The following is a 14055-nucleotide window of genomic DNA, read 5'->3' as shown; positions in this document are numbered from 1 at the left end:
CCCTCGCCCGACTCGCCCCGGTGCTCGCCGCCGTGGTCCTGCTGCCCTCCGCCATCGCCGCGGCCGCCACCACCCAGGCCGCCGATGTGCTGCTCTCGCAGGGCAAGCCCGTCGCCACCTCGACCGTCGAAAGCTCGTCCTACGCCGGGACCAAGGCCGTCGACGGCAGCACCACCACCCGCTGGGCCAGCGTCGAAGGAGCCGACCCGCAGTGGCTGCGGATCGACCTCGGCCAGTCCGCCGCCGTCCACCGCGTGGTGCTGAACTGGGAAGCCGCCTACGCCAAGAAGTACCGCATCGAGGTCTCCGACGACGGCACGACGTTCACCACCGCCGCCACCGTCGACAACGGGGACGGCAAGACCGACGACCTGACCGGGCTCACCGCCCACGGCCGGTTCGTGCGCTTCGTCGGCCTCACTCGCGCCACCAGCTACGGCTACTCCTTCTGGGAGATGCAGGTCTTCGGCAGCACCGACTCCTCCGGCGACACGCAGGCCCCGACCGTCCCGGCCGGGCTCACCGCCGGCACCGCGACCGCCACCGGCGTCCCGCTGAGCTGGAGCGCCGCCACCGACAACGTCGGCGTCGCCGGGTACGACGTGCTGCGCAACGGAACCGTCGTCGCCACCAGCGCGACGACGTCCTACACCGACACCGGGCTGACGCCGGACACCAGCTACACCTACGCGGTCCGCGCGCGCGACAACGCGGGCAACGTCTCGGCCGCGAGCACGCCCGTCACGGTGAAGACCGCGGCCGGCAGCCCGGGGTTCACCCTCGCCGCCGCCGGTGACATCGCCGAACGCTGCACCTCCAGCAGTTCCAGCTGCGCCCACGTCAAGACCGCGAAGCTCGTCGAGGCCATGAACCCCGCGGCCGTGATCACCATGGGGGACAACCAGTACGACGACGCGCACCTGTCGGACTTCAAGTCCTACTACGACAAGACCTGGGGCAAGTTCAAGAGCAAGACCCGCCCGATCCCCGGCAACCACGAGACCTACGACGACACGCCGTACAAGGGCTACGACGACTACTTCGGCGCCATCGCGAAGCCGAACGGCAAGCGGTACTACAGCTGGGAAATGGGCAACTGGCACTTCATCGCCCTGGACTCCAACGACTTCGCCACCCACGAGTTCGGCCCGGACGAGCAGATGGCGTGGCTGAAGCAGGATCTCGCGAACAACAAGAAGGGCTGCGTCGCCGCCTACTGGCACCACCCGCGGTGGAGCTCCGGTGACCACGGCGACAACCCCGACAGCATCGAGCTGTGGAACCTCATGGCGGCCAGCAAGGTCGACCTGGTCCTCAACGGCCACGACCACGACTACGAGCGGTTCGTCCCGCAGAACGCCGACGGCAAGGCGGACGGAGGCGGCCCGGTCGAGATCGTCGGCGGCTCCGGCGGGGCGAGCCTCTACGACCTGAGCTCGCCGCACGCCACGACCGCGAAGCTGCTCAAGACCTACGGCGTGCTCAAGCTGTCCATGACCGACACGAGCTTCCAGTCGCAGCTCATCGGCGTCGACGGCAAGGTCCTGGACAGCAGCCCGACCTACACCTGCCACTAGGAGGGACGCGCATGTACATCGCGGCGAGCCGGACCTCGGACCTGGCGGCCGGCACCGACCGGAAACCCGCGCTGAAGCGGGTGTCCGCCAACGTGGTGGCGCTCGGCATGGTCAGCCTGGTCACCGACGTCTCCTCGGAGATGGTGACCGCCGTCCTCCCGCTCTACCTGGTGCTCGGCCTCGGGCTGAACCCGCTGCAGTTCGGGCTGCTCGACGGGCTCTACGCGGGCGCCACCGCGGTCGTGCGGGTGCTCGGCGGGCACCTCGCCGACCGGTGGCGGCGGCTCAAGGCGGTCGCCGGGTTCGGGTACGGCTTGTCCGCGGTGTGCAAGCTCGGGCTGGTCGCGGCCGGCTCGTCGGTCGCGGCGATCGGCGTCGTCCTCGCCGCCGACCGGACCGGCAAGGGGCTGCGCACCGGCCCCCGCGACGCGCTGATCTCGCTGAGCAGCGAGCCGGCGACGCTCGGCCGATCGTTCGGGGTGCACCGGGCGATGGACACCGTCGGTGCGTTCCTCGGCCCGCTGGTGGCGATGGCCGTGCTCGCGCTGAGCCTCGGCAGCTACCCGAGCGTCTTCGTCACCAGCTTCTGCATCGCCGCCATCGCGGTGCTGCTGCTCGCCCTGTTCGTGCACGACCGGCCGGCCACGGCCGACCGCGCCGCCGTCTCCCTGCGCGCCGCGGTCGGCCTGCTGCGGCAGCAGGACTTCCGGCGCGTCGCGCTGTGGGCGGCGCTGCTGGGCCTGGTCACGGTCGGCGACTCGTTCGTCTACCTCGTCCTGCAGCGGCGCTGGGAGATCGCGGCGACGTGGTTCCCGCTGCTGCCGCTCGGCACCGCCGGCGTCTACCTGGTGCTGGCCGTGCCGCTCGGCAAGCTCGCCGACCGGGCCGGGCGCTGGCCCGTGTTCCTCGGCGGGCACGCCGCGCTGTGCCTGGCGCTGGTGCTGCTCTGCGGCCCGCAGGCCGGGATCTGGCTGGGGATCGTCGCGCTCGGCCTGCACGGCGTGTTCTACGCGGCCACCGACGGCGTCCTGATGGCCGCCGCCGGGCCGCTCATCCCGCGTGACCTCCGGGGCACCGGGATGGCCGTCGTGCAGACCGGGCAGGCCGTCGCCCGGATGGTCTCCTCCGTCCTCTTCGGACTGGCGTGGACGCTGTGGGACCTGCGGCCCGCGGTGCTCGTCGCCGCGGCCTGCCTGGCCGCGGTCGCCCTCGCCGCCGCGATCGCGAAGCCGGTGCACCCGTGAAGAAAATCGTCCTCGCTCTCGCCGGAACCGTGCTCCTGATCGCCGCGGCCGTCGTCTACACGGTCAGCTCGCGGCACGACACCGCCGAGGCCGGCCCGGCCGCGCAGCTCACCCTCGCACCCGGGCAGCTGTTCTACCGCGACGCGGCCACCGGCCGCGTCGGCGCCGTCCCGCTCGCCGGCACGGGCGCGAAACCGCAGCTCAGCGGCCTGAAGTGCGATCGGTTCGCGGTGGCGCAGCAGACGGCGGTGTGCCTGGCCGTCAAGCCGGGCACGCTCCCGGCGGTCACCGACGTCCTCGTCCTCGACGGCGGGCTCGGCGTCCGCCACACCGAAACCCTGCCCGGCACCCCGAGCCGCGCCCGGGTCTCGCCGGACGGCAAGCGCGTCTACTGGACGTTGTTCGTCACCGGCGATTCCTATGCGCAGACGGGGTTCTCCACCCGCGCCGGACTGTACGAAGTGGACACCGGACGGCTCGTCAAGACGATCGAAGAGCTGCCCGTCTTTCTCGACGACAAGCGCTACTTCGCGGCCGACGTCAACTACTGGGGCATCACGTTCGCCCCCGACGGCAACCGCTTCTACGCCACGCTCGGCAGCAAGGGCACGACCTACCTCGTCGAAGCCGACTACGGGCGCTATCGCGGGAAGGTGCTCCGGGAGAACGTCGAATGCCCGTCGCTGTCACCGGACGGCAAGCGGGTGGCGTTCAAGAAGAAGGTCGGCGAAGGGGGCTGGCGGCTCTCGGTGCTCGACCTCGCGAGCCTGCAGGAAACCGAGCTGGCGGAAACCCGCAGCGTCGACGACCAGGCGCTCTGGCAGGACGACCACACCATCCTTTACGGACTGGAGAACGCCGTCTGGGCGGTTCCGGCGGACGGCTCCGGCGCGCCGCGGCAGCTGGTCGGCGGCGCCGCGTCGCCCGCCGTCACGGGGTGACGTCCACCGCCGCGAACAGCGTCCGGACGCAGAGGTCGCGCAGCTCGGCCTGGGTGATCTTCGGCTGGTCGAGCCAGTCGAGGATGACGGTGGCGACGAACGCCAGCCAGCCGCGGACGGCCACCCGCGTCGTCTCGGTGACGGTGATCAGGGCGCCGAGCGCGGCCAGGATGCGCTCGGCGTTCGCGGCCATCCCGGCCTCGCGGATCCGCAGGACCTCGCGGTCGGCGCCCGCGGCGGCGCGGTGCACGATCCGGTAGCCGTCGGGGTGCGTGCGCGCGAACTCGAGGTACACGTCGAGCCCGGCCCGCAGCTGCTCCGCCACGGGCAGCGCCGGGTCGGGCTCGCTCATCTCCAGCAGCTGGTCGCGCTGGCTGCGGACGATCTCGGCGAAGAACTCCTTCTTCGTCGGGAAGTAGTGGTACAGCAGGCCGCGCGAGACCTGCGCGATCTCGGCGACCTCCTCGATCCACACCTCGTCGTACGGCCGCTTCGCGAACAGCCCGGCGCCGATGGCCAGCAGCTGCTCCCGCCGCTCCTGCGTGCTCAGCCTGGTCCGCATGCCCCCGAGCTTACTTGACACGGGTTCAGTAGCGGGGGGATCGTGAGTCTATTGGATCCGGGTTCAACAAGGAGCTGCCGTGGACACCAGCGGGATTCCGCACCGGCCGGGCCGCCTGCCGGTGATCGGCGACCTGATCGGGGCCAACCCGCGCACGCCGCTGCAGGACACCGTGCGCATCGGCAAGCGGCTCGGGCCGATCTTCACCCGCAAGGTGTTCGGCTTCGAGATCGTCCTCGTCGGCGGCGTAGACCTGGTCACAGAGCTGAACGACGAAGCGAAGTTCGGCAAGCACGTCGGCATGGGCGTGGAGAACCTGCGCGCGCTCGGCGGCGACGGCCTGTTCACCGCCCACACCCACGAGCCGAACTGGCGGCTGGCGCACGACATCCTGCAGCCGGCGTTCTCCGCCGAGGCGATGCGCCGCTACCACCCGATCATGCTCGACGTCGCCCGCGAGCTCGTGGCCGCCTGGGACGCGGCGAGCGGCCCGGTCGACGTCTCGGCCGACATGACCCGGCTGACCCTGGAGACCATCGGCCGCGCCGGCTTCGGCTACCGGTTCGGCTCGTTCGAGCGCGCCGAACGGCACCCGTTCGTGACGGCGATGATCCGCGCGCTGCGGTACGCGCAGCTGCAGAACGTCAAGCTGCCCTTCGTCCGGCGCGCGATCGCCGGGACGCCGGAGCAGAACCGCGCCGACATCGCGGTGATGACGGACCTGGTCGACGAGGTCATCGCCGGGCGCCGCGGCAGCGGCGAGGAGAGCCGCGACCTGCTCGGCCTGATGCTCACCGAAGGCCACCCGGTGACGGGGGAGCGCCTCGACCCGGTGAACATCCGCAACCAGGCGATCACGTTCGTCGTCGCCGGCCACGAAACGACGTCCGGCGCGCTGTCGTTCGCGCTGTACTACCTGACCCGCCACCCCGAACTGCTGGCGAAGGCCCGTGCCGAGGTCGACGCGGTGTGGGGTGAGCGCGAGCCGGGGTTCGCCGACGTCGCGAAGCTGCGGTACGTCCGCCGCGTGCTGGACGAGGCGATGCGCCTCTGGCCGACCGCGCCCGGCTACTCCCGCGAAGCACGCGAAGACGTCGTGCTCGGCGGGAAGTACCGGATGCGCAAGGGCGACTGGGTGATCGTCCCGCTCCCGCTGGTGCACCGCGACCCGGCGGCCTGGGGTGACGACCCGGAGGCGTTCGACCCGGACCGCTTCGAGCCCGCCGCGGTGAAGAAGCGCCCGGCGCAGGCGTACAAGCCGTTCGGCACGGGTGAGCGCGCCTGCATCGGCCGCCAGTTCGCCTTGCACGAGGCCGTTTTGGCGCTGGGCGTGGTGCTGCAGCGCTACGACTTCGACGTGGATCCGGCGTACGAGCTGAAGATCGTGGAGTCCCTCACGCTCAAGCCGAGCGGCTTCACCTTGCGGCCGCGGGTCCGGGCCGGCCTACGGACGCAGGTAGCGCAGCTGTCCTGACTTGCTCCGCTCGTACTCGTCCCGGCCCGCGAGGTGCTCGGGCACGCCGACCTCCCACCAGGCTCCGGCTTCGGTCCACGTCGACGGCTGCGTCTTCACCACGACGACCGCCGGCCGCCGTCCGGCCACCGACGCCTCCCGGGCCGACGCGTAAGCCGTCCGCAGCGAGTCCACTGTGGACGCCGTGAAGACCAGGCACCCCAGCGACTCCGCGTGCCGCGCGAAGTCCACCCGGGGTGGGGAAGCGTGCGAAGTCGTGCAGTCGGCGTAGAAGTTGTTGAACGGCTTCCCGCCCTGCCCCTCCTGGAGCCGCGCGATCACCGCGTAGCCGTCGTTGTCGCAGACGACCGCGACGAACGGGTGCCCCGCGAACGCCGCCGAGAACAGTTCCGAGTTCAGCATCAGGTACGAGCCGTCGCCCAGGAGCGTCGTCACCAGGCCGGGCCACGCGATCGCCGCACCCCACGCGCCGGACAGCTCGTACCCCATGCACGAGAACCCGTACTCGACGTCCATCGACACCGAACCGGACCCTCGCCAGCCGCCGATCAGCTCGCCCGGCAGCCCGCCGGACGCCGTCATGACGTAGTCGCCGCCGGCCGAGAGGTCGTTCACCACCCCGACGACCTGCGCGTAGGACGGGACTTCCGCCGCGGCCGACCGCAACGAATCGATGTGCGCGTCCCAGGAAGCGCGTTCCGCCGAAGCCCGTGACGTCCACGCCGGGTCCACCCGCCAGCTCTCCAGCTGGGCGGCGAGGTCCGTCAGGCCCGCGTCGGCGTCCCCGGTCACGGACAGGGCGCCGTGCTTGACGGCGTCGAAGCGGGCCGCGTTCAGCGACACCAGCCGGACGTCGGGGGAGAACACCGTCCACGACGCCGTCGTGAAGTCCTGCAGCCGCGTGCCGACGGCCAGGACCACGTCCGCCCCGGCCGCCAGGACGTTCGCCGACGACGAGCCCGTGACGCCCAGCGGCCCCGCGTGCAGGGGGTGCGCGTGCGGCACCAGCGTCCGGCCCGCCGTGGTCTCCACGACCGGGATCCCGTGCCGCTCGGCGAAGTCGAGGGCCCGGCGCGCCGCACCCGAGTACCGGACCCCGCCACCCAGCACCAGCAGCGGCCGCTGGGAAGCCCGCAGGACGCCTGCCGCCTCGGTGACCGAACGGCGGTCCGGGCGCGGGCGCAACGGCCGGTGGGTCACCGGGGCGAACAGCGCGTCCGGGAAGTCGTACGTCTCCGCCTGGACGTCCTGCGGCAGCGCCAGCACCACCGGCCCGCTGTCCGCCGGGTCCGTGAGCACCCGCGCGACCTGCGGCAACGTCGAGATCAGCTGCTCGGGCCTGCTGATCCGGTCGAAGTAGCGCGAGACCGCGCGGAAGGCGTCGTTCACCGTCGCGGTCGCGTCGCCGAACGGCTCGATCTGCTGCAGCACCGGGTCCGGCGCGCGGCTGGTGAACGTGTCGCCCGGCAGCAGCAGCACCGGCAGCCGGTTCGCGTGCGCGACCCCGGCCGCGGTGACCATGTTCAGCGCGCCCGGCCCGATCGACGACGTCGCGACGCCGACCTGCCGCCGGTGCGTGGCCTTCGCCAGCCCGACCGCGGCCAGCGCCATGCCCTGCTCGGTGTGCCCGCGCCAGACGGGCAGCTCGCCGCGGTGTTCTTCCAGGGCCGTCCCGAGGCCGAGGACGTTCCCGTGCCCGAAGATCGCGAAGACGCCGGGGAAGAGCGGGACTTCGCGCCCGTCCAGGGTTTCGGAGCGCTGCGCCAGGATCCAGCGGACCAGCGCCTGAGCCGTCGTCAGCTTCACTGAACACGTCCTTCGTGACTCGTGACGGGGCACCGCGGGTCGAGGTCCTGCGACGCCCACGTGCCGCGGACCCAGCTGTGCGCGGGGTCGTCGCAGAACGCCATGGACCGCTCTTCGGCCGGCCCGGCCAGGACGTTCAGGTAGTACATCGGGTAACCCGGCGCGGCCACGCACGGGCCGTGGTAGCCGCGCGGGATCAGGAACACGTCGTGGTCGCGCACGGCTACGTCTTCGTCCAGGTCGCCGTCGGCGGTGTACGTGCGGTGCAGGCCGAAGCCCTCACGGGACGGCGTCACGCCGTCGCGGCCGGCGATCCGGAAGTAGTAGATCTCCTCGTTGACGACCTCGCACTCGGTCGCCTCGTCGTGCTTGTGCGGCGGGTACGACGACCAGTTCCCGCCCGGGGTGATCAGCTCGCACGCGTTGAGCTTGTCGGCGTGGTCCCAGACCCCGGGCACCCCGAAGTTGGTCACCTGCCGCGTCGCCTGCCCGGCGCCACGGACCTCGACCGGGACGTCCTCGGCCGGGCCGTACTTCGCGGCGAGGCGGCGGGTGCAGCGCGCCATCGGGAGCGCGACCTCCAGACCGTCCGTTGTCGACAACTCGACTTCGGCGTCGCGGGGCACGTAGGCGAAGTCCGTCACGCGGGTGAAGACGGACTCGCGGCCGCGTAGCTCGAAGACCTGCCCGTCGACGCGGACCGTGGCGGAACCGGCCAGGGGCAGCACGAACGCCTCGAACTCGCCGGTGTGCAGGATCCGCGTCTCGCCCGGCGCCAGGGACAGCACCCGCAGCCCGGTGTAGGTCCAGCCCGCGCTGTCCGGGGTGAGCCGGACCGGGTCGGTGTCGTCGGACAGTGTCCCGAGTGGACGGTGGAGCTTGCTCACTTCGCGGCCTCCAGTACCTTCGCGGCGGCTTCGACGGCCGCACCGACGTCACCGTCGGGCGGGTAGAGCAGGGTGCGGCCGACGACCAGGCCGCGCACGACGTCGTGGCGCAGCGTCCGGCCCCACGAGGCCAGGTCGGCGGCCGGGTCGCCGGAGGGCACCCCGCCGAGCACGACCACCGGCAGCGTCGTCGCGCCGAGGACCTCGGCGGAGTCGGTCGAGGGCAGCTTGAGCCAGGTGTGCGCGGACGTCGCGCCGAGGCCGGAGGCCACCGTGACGGCCCGCGCCAGGGACACGGGATCCTTCTGCAGCACCAGTTTCCCGTCGTCCCGGCGGTAGGGGAGCGGCTCGATCATCGCCACCAGCCCGTACGCCGCCAGCTCGGTGACGGCGTCGGCGCACGCCTGCAGCGTCGGGATCGTGCCGGGGTCGGCGTCGACGAGCCGCAGCAGCATCTTGCCGCCGTCGAGCCCGCAGTCGACGAGCGTGCGGGCGTCGTAGCCGGTGAACCGGTCGTCGATCTCCCAGTCCGCGCCGGCCAGGCCGCCGCGGTTCATCGAACCGAACACGACCTTGTCGTGCAGCGCGCCGAGCAGGAGGAGCTCCTCGACGACGTCGGGAGTGCCGAGGATGCCGTCGACGGCCGGGTTGGCGAGGGCGGCGAGCAGCCGGTCCAGCAGGGTCCGCCGGTCGGCCATGGCGAGCGGGTCCTCGCCGACGCCCAGTGCTCCGCGGGCCGGGTGGTCGGCCGCGACGAGGAACAGGGTGCCGTTGTCGGACAGCAGCTTCGAACGGCGTCTGCGGGTCGCGTAGGCCTGGCGGACCGCGCCCGGGTTCGTCGCCCGGGTGTGGAGGAGTTCGCGCCAGCGCTCGTCGGTGAGGATCACAGCAGCTCCTCGATCTCCTCGGCGGTCGGCATGGCGTCGGCGCAGGCCAGCCGGGACGCGACGAGCGCGCCCGCGGCGTTCGCGTACTCCGCGAGGCGCACCGGGTCCCAGCCGGACAACAGGCCGTGGATCAGCGCGCCGCCGAAGCCGTCACCCGCGCCGAGCCCGCACACGACCTCGACGCGCCGCGGCGGCACGGTCGACCGGCCGTCCGGCGTCGCCACCAGGACGCCCTCGGCGCCCTTCTTGATCACGGCGAGCCGCAGGCCGCGCTCCAGCAGGCGGTCCGCGGCGGCGTCCGGGTCCGCCGTGCCGACGGCGACCTCGACCTCGGCGCGGTTGCCGACCGCGACGGTGACGTGGTCGAGCAGCCCGCCGATCTCTTCCCGCGCTTGCCCGGCCGACGGCCAGAACATCGGCCGGTAGTCGAGGTCCAGCACGGTGTGCTCACGGCGTCCGCGCGCTTCGAGGATCTTCCGCTGGGTCGTGCGCGCGGGTTCGGCGGACACGCCGGTGCCGGTGACCCACAGCAGCGGCACCGACTCGACGACGTCCCAGGGCACGTCGGCGTCGGTCAGCGTGAGGTCGGGGGCGATGGGGGAGCGGTAGAACAGCAGCGGCGGGTCCGCGGGCGGGTTCAGCTCGCAGAACACCACCGGCGTCTGGAGGTCCGGCGAGGTGCCCACGTGCGCCGGGGACACGCCGAAGCCGTCGAGCGCCTGCCGGACGTAGTCGCCGAAGCCGTCCGGCCCGACCTTGGTGAGCACCGCCGTGCGCCGGCCCAGCCGCGCGGCGGCGACCGCGACGTTGGTCGCGGTGCCGCCGAGCGACTTGGCGAACGTGCTGACGCCGGCCAGCGGCACGCCGCTCTGCTCCGGGTAGAGGTCGACGCCCACCCGGCCGATGGTCAGCGCTTCGAGACTCACGCCTTCTCCACCTGCCGCAGTTCGTGTTCGAGGGCTTCCAGTTCCGCACCGCCCGCCATCTGCCGGGTCAGCTCGTTGATGTCGATGTCCTTCTTCTCGTACGCGCCGAGCGGAGCGCCGCGCTTGAGGAGCAGGAACCGGTCCGCCACCGGGAAGGCGTGGTGCGGGTTGTGCGTGATCAGCACGACGCCGAGCCCGCGGTCACGGGCCTGGGCGACGTACTTCAGCACCACCCCGGCCTGCTTGACGCCGAGCGCGGCGGTCGGCTCGTCGAGGATCAGCACCTTCGCGCCGAAGTACACCGCCCGCGCGATCGCCACGCACTGGCGTTCGCCGCCCGAGAGCGTCCCGACCGGCTGCTCGACGTCCCGCAGGTCGATGCCCATGTCGGACAACGCCTTCTTCGTCGTCTCGCGGCCCTTCTTCCGGTCCAGGAACCGGAACGGGCCGAAGCCGGTCGTCGGCTCCGAGCCGAGGAAGAAGTTCCGCCAGACGCTCATCAGCGGCACCACCGCGAGGTCCTGGTACACGGTCGCGATGCCGTGGTCCAGCGCCTCGCGCGGCGAAGCGAACCGCACGGGTTCGCCCTCCACGAAGAACTCGCCCCGGTCGTGCTGGTGCACGCCGGACAGGATCTTGATCAGCGTGGACTTCCCGGCGCCGTTGTCGCCGAGCACGCAGGTGACCTCGCCCGCGTTGACCACAGTGGACACTTCGCGCAGCGCGATCACGCTGCCGTAGGTCTTCCCGATGTCGCGGACTTCGAGCAGCGGGCTCATCGGCGTACCCTTTCCGCACGGCGCCGGAACGCGTTGTTCACCAGGACCGCGGCCAGCAGCATGATGCCGAGGAACAGCATGAACCAGTCGCTGTTCCACTGCGCGAACACGATGCCCTGGCGCGCCATGCCGAAGATCAGCGCGCCGATCGCCGCGCCCACCGCCGAGCCGAACCCGCCGGTGAGCAGGCAGCCGCCGATCACCGCGGCGATGATGTACTGGAACTCCAGCCCGATGCCCTGGTTCGCCTGCACGCTGGCGAAGCGCAGGATGTTGATCGAGCCGACGAGCCACGCGCCGAGCGCGGTGCCCATGAACAGCAGGATCTTCGTGCGCACCACCGGCACGCCGACGGAGCGGGCGGAGACCTGCGAGCCCCCGACGGCGAAGATCCAGTTGCCGAAGCGGGTGCGCATGAGCAGCACCGCCGCGACCGCCGTGACGACGATCCACCAGATGATCGACGACTGGAACTCGGTGCCGCCGACGTCGAAGGTGGACGCGAACAGCGCGCCCGCCGACTCGTAGCCGCTGGTCGAGCGCATCCCCGACACCTGGACGGTGCTGGTGACCAGCCGCGTGACGCCGAGGTTGAGGCCCTGCAGCGCCAGGAACGACCCCAGCGTGACGATGAAGCTCGGCAGCCCGGTCTTCATCACCAGCCAGCCGTTGAACGCGCCGACGCCGAGGGCGAAGGCGAGCGAGACTCCCAGTGCGAGCCAGACGTTCCAGCCCGCCTGCGTCGCCAGGATCGCCGTGACCAGCGACGTCGACGCCGTCATGACGCCGGCCGAAAGGTCGAACTCGCCGCCGACCATGAGCAGCGCGACCACGACGGCCATGATGCCCAGCGTCGAGGAGTCGTCGAGCCAGGTCGCCACGCCCAGCGGGCTGAGGAACTGGCCGGTGACGACGGAGAAGAAGACGAACACGAGCACGGCGCCGAGCAGCGCGCCGATCTCGGGCCGGACGACCAGCCGGTCGGTCAGGCTCTTCTTCCCCACCCGTTCGTCCGGCTGGGCCTGGATCGCCGCCGTCATCAGCGGGTGCCGCGCTGCGCGTACGGGGCCACGGTGTCGATGTTGCTCTTGTCGACGAAGCCCGGGCCGGTCTGGACCGGCTTGCCGCCGCCGATGGTGTTGCCGTTTTCCTTGTACAGCTTGAGGAACACGATCGGCAGGTAGCCCTGCTCGTACTGCTGCTGGTCGACGGCGAAGAGGATCGTGCCCGCCTTGATGGCCGCGACGACGTCGGCGTTGAGGTCGAACGTCGCCACCTGCGCCTTCGAGCTCGCCTCCTTGGCCGCGTCCACCGCGCGGGCCGCGACCTGCGAGTTCAGCGCCAGCACGGCGTCGATCGACGGGTCGGACTGCAGCGCGCCGCGGATCCGGGCCTGCGCGTCGGTCGGGTTGGAGATGTCGACCTGCAGCGTGGAGACGGTGCCGAACGTCTGCTTCGCGCCGTCGCAGCGCTGGTTCTGGCCGATGTTGCCGGCCTCGTGGATGACGCACAGCAGCTTCGTCTTGCCCGCCGCCTTGAGCCGCTGCCCGGCGCCCTGGCCCGCGAGACCTTCGCTCTGCCCGACGTGCGCGATCGCGCCGAAGGCCGCGCTGGAGTCCTCGCCGGAGTTGATGGTGACGACCGGGATGCCGGCCTTGACCGCGTTCTGGATCGACGTCTGCAGCGCCTGCGGGTTCGCCATCGAAACCACCAGGCCGCCGACCTTCTGCGCGACCGCGTTGTCGATCAGCCGGGCCTGGTTGCCCGGGTCGCCGTCGGCGAAGTAGTCGACGCCGACGTTCAGGTCCTTGCCCGCCTGCTCGGCGCCGTTCTTGACGACGTTCCAGAAGGCGTCACCGGACGTGCCGTGGGTGACCACGGCGATCTTCAGCGGGCCGCCCGTGCTCGGGGCCGCGGCCGACGAACTGCCGCTCGCGCTGCTGGACGAGTTGTCGGCGGACGGGCCGCTGCACGCGGACAGGACCAGTCCGGCGGCGGCGATCGCCGCCACACCGGCCAGCTTCTTCATAGAGAACACAGTCACTCCTTTGGGACCGGGATTACAGGGAGTCGATGATCTTCGCGAGGTGGGCCAGGCTGCGCTCGGTGTCCCGCCGGGGCAGGTCGTCGGCGCTTTCCTCGCCCAGGGCGGTGTCCTGTTCGAGGACGTACCAGCCGTCGTAGCCGGCGGCCTGGACGGAGCGCACCATCGAAGCCACGTCCACGTCCCCCTCGCCGAGCGGGGTGTAGATGCCCCGCCCGACCGCGTCGGTGTAGCCGAGCCGTCCCGCGCGGACTTCGGCCGCCAGGTCCGCCCGGACGTCCTTCAGGTGCACGTGCCCCACCCGCTCGGGATACCGCTTCGCCAGCTCGACCGGATCCGTCCCGCCGATCATCAGGTGCCCGGTGTCGAGGCACAAGCCGAGCTCGGAGTCGGCGAGGAAGCGCTCGACCTCGGCCTGCTGCTCCACGTGCGTCCCGACGTGCGGGTGCAGCACCGTGCGCAGGCCGTGGGCGGCGGCGATGTCGCGGATCTTGCCGGCGGTGCCGACCAGCGTCGCCCATTCGGCGCCGGTGAGCTTCGGGCGTTCGTCGTAACCGTCGAGCCCGGTCGCGGCGGCGAGCACGAGGACGTCGCCCCCGCAGGCGGCGAACAGCGCGGCGGACTCTTCGGCTTCCGCGAGGGCGGCTTCCTGGTTTTCGTGCAGGACGACGGCGAGGAACCCGCCGACGAGCGTGAGGCCGTGCGCCCCGAGCAGCTCCCGGAGCCCGGCCGGGTCGCGGGGGAGGTAGCCGGGCGGGCCGAGTTCGGTCGCCTGGACGCCGAGCGCCGCCATCTCACCGAGCACGGTCGCGGCGTCGAGCACCCGGCCCCAGCCCGGGACTTCGCAGACGCCCCAGGAGATCGGCGCGGCGGCTACTCGGATCGTCGCTGTCACAAGGGGCCTCCGTCGGTGGCGTTGGAGCGCTCT

At 71.9% G+C, this 14055-nt stretch carries 13 protein-coding genes; 4 read left to right on the top strand and 9 right to left on the bottom strand.

Going from position 1 to position 14055, the window contains the following annotated elements; all coding sequences use genetic code 11:
* The first annotated feature begins 20 nt into the window (after nucleotides 1-20).
* The 3 genes from MUY14_RS27110 to MUY14_RS27100 are packed head-to-tail and all read left to right on the top strand — an operon-like array spanning nucleotide 21 to nucleotide 3762.
* Complete coding sequence (locus MUY14_RS27110) at nucleotides 21-1577, top strand: discoidin domain-containing protein (protein WP_247025254.1); 1557 nt, start codon at nucleotides 21-23, stop codon at nucleotides 1575-1577.
* An 11-nt stretch (nucleotides 1578-1588) separates the two neighbouring features.
* A complete protein-coding gene (locus MUY14_RS27105) occupies nucleotides 1589-2821 on the top strand; it encodes an MFS transporter (protein WP_247013147.1) in 1233 nt (410 codons plus the stop codon).
* Nucleotides 2818-3762, top strand: coding sequence for a hypothetical protein (locus MUY14_RS27100; protein WP_247013145.1), 945 nt, complete (start codon nucleotides 2818-2820; stop codon nucleotides 3760-3762). Before MUY14_RS27105 ends, MUY14_RS27100 begins: the two co-directional genes overlap by 4 nt.
* On the opposite strand, the gene MUY14_RS27095 is transcribed toward MUY14_RS27100, so the two are convergent.
* The gene (locus MUY14_RS27095; protein ID WP_247013143.1) at nucleotides 3752-4324 is read right to left on the bottom strand and encodes a TetR/AcrR family transcriptional regulator; all 573 of its coding nucleotides are present in this window, start codon (nucleotides 4322-4324) and stop codon (nucleotides 3752-3754) included. The genes MUY14_RS27100 and MUY14_RS27095 overlap by 11 nt on opposite strands.
* Nucleotides 4325-4403: 79 nt before the next feature.
* Between MUY14_RS27095 and MUY14_RS27090 the strand changes: the two genes are divergently transcribed.
* Entirely contained in the window at nucleotides 4404-5798 is a 1395-nt protein-coding gene (locus MUY14_RS27090; RefSeq protein WP_247013141.1) for a cytochrome P450, read from the top strand.
* Here the strand turns inward: MUY14_RS27090 and iolD are convergent.
* Genes iolD through MUY14_RS27050 form a run of 8 tightly spaced genes read right to left on the bottom strand, consistent with a single transcriptional unit; the run spans nucleotide 5769 to nucleotide 14022 of the window.
* The gene (iolD, locus tag MUY14_RS27085) at nucleotides 5769-7604 is read right to left on the bottom strand and encodes a 3D-(3,5/4)-trihydroxycyclohexane-1,2-dione acylhydrolase (decyclizing) (RefSeq protein ID WP_247013139.1); all 1836 of its coding nucleotides are present in this window, start codon (nucleotides 7602-7604) and stop codon (nucleotides 5769-5771) included. The two genes, MUY14_RS27090 and iolD, sit on opposite strands and share 30 nt — an antisense overlap.
* Complete coding sequence (gene iolB / locus MUY14_RS27080; RefSeq protein ID WP_247013137.1) at nucleotides 7601-8491, bottom strand: 5-deoxy-glucuronate isomerase; 891 nt, start codon at nucleotides 8489-8491, stop codon at nucleotides 7601-7603. The genes iolD and iolB overlap by 4 nt, the downstream gene beginning before the upstream one ends.
* On the bottom strand, nucleotides 8488-9378 hold the full coding sequence (locus MUY14_RS27075; RefSeq protein ID WP_247013135.1) for an aldolase: 891 nt from the start codon (nucleotides 9376-9378) through the stop codon (nucleotides 8488-8490). Before MUY14_RS27075 ends, iolB begins: the two co-directional genes overlap by 4 nt.
* Nucleotides 9375-10304, bottom strand: a complete 930-nt coding sequence (gene iolC, locus MUY14_RS27070) for a 5-dehydro-2-deoxygluconokinase (protein WP_247013133.1) — start codon at nucleotides 10302-10304, stop codon at nucleotides 9375-9377. The genes MUY14_RS27075 and iolC overlap by 4 nt, the downstream gene beginning before the upstream one ends.
* A complete protein-coding gene (locus MUY14_RS27065) occupies nucleotides 10301-11083 on the bottom strand; it encodes an ATP-binding cassette domain-containing protein (RefSeq protein WP_247013131.1) in 783 nt (260 codons plus the stop codon). The genes iolC and MUY14_RS27065 overlap by 4 nt, the downstream gene beginning before the upstream one ends.
* A complete protein-coding gene (locus tag MUY14_RS27060; RefSeq protein WP_247013129.1) occupies nucleotides 11080-12123 on the bottom strand; it encodes an ABC transporter permease in 1044 nt (347 codons plus the stop codon). The genes MUY14_RS27065 and MUY14_RS27060 overlap by 4 nt, the downstream gene beginning before the upstream one ends.
* Nucleotides 12123-13121 (bottom strand): sugar ABC transporter substrate-binding protein, encoded by a 999-nt coding sequence (locus MUY14_RS27055; RefSeq protein ID WP_247013127.1) that lies wholly within the window; start codon nucleotides 13119-13121, stop codon nucleotides 12123-12125. Before MUY14_RS27055 ends, MUY14_RS27060 begins: the two co-directional genes overlap by 1 nt.
* A gap of 22 nt (nucleotides 13122-13143) precedes the next feature.
* Nucleotides 13144-14022 carry a TIM barrel protein gene (locus tag MUY14_RS27050; RefSeq protein ID WP_247013124.1) on the bottom strand — a complete coding sequence of 293 codons (879 nt, stop codon included), beginning with the start codon at nucleotides 14020-14022 and terminating at the stop codon, nucleotides 13144-13146.
* Nucleotides 14023-14055 lie beyond the last annotated feature (33 nt).

The organism is Amycolatopsis sp. FBCC-B4732 (assembly GCF_023008405.1).
GTDB lineage: Bacteria > Actinomycetota > Actinomycetes > Mycobacteriales > Pseudonocardiaceae > Amycolatopsis > Amycolatopsis pretoriensis_A.
Note: the sequence above shows the minus strand (reverse complement) of the source record. Positions and strands in the feature narration are given on the sequence as shown.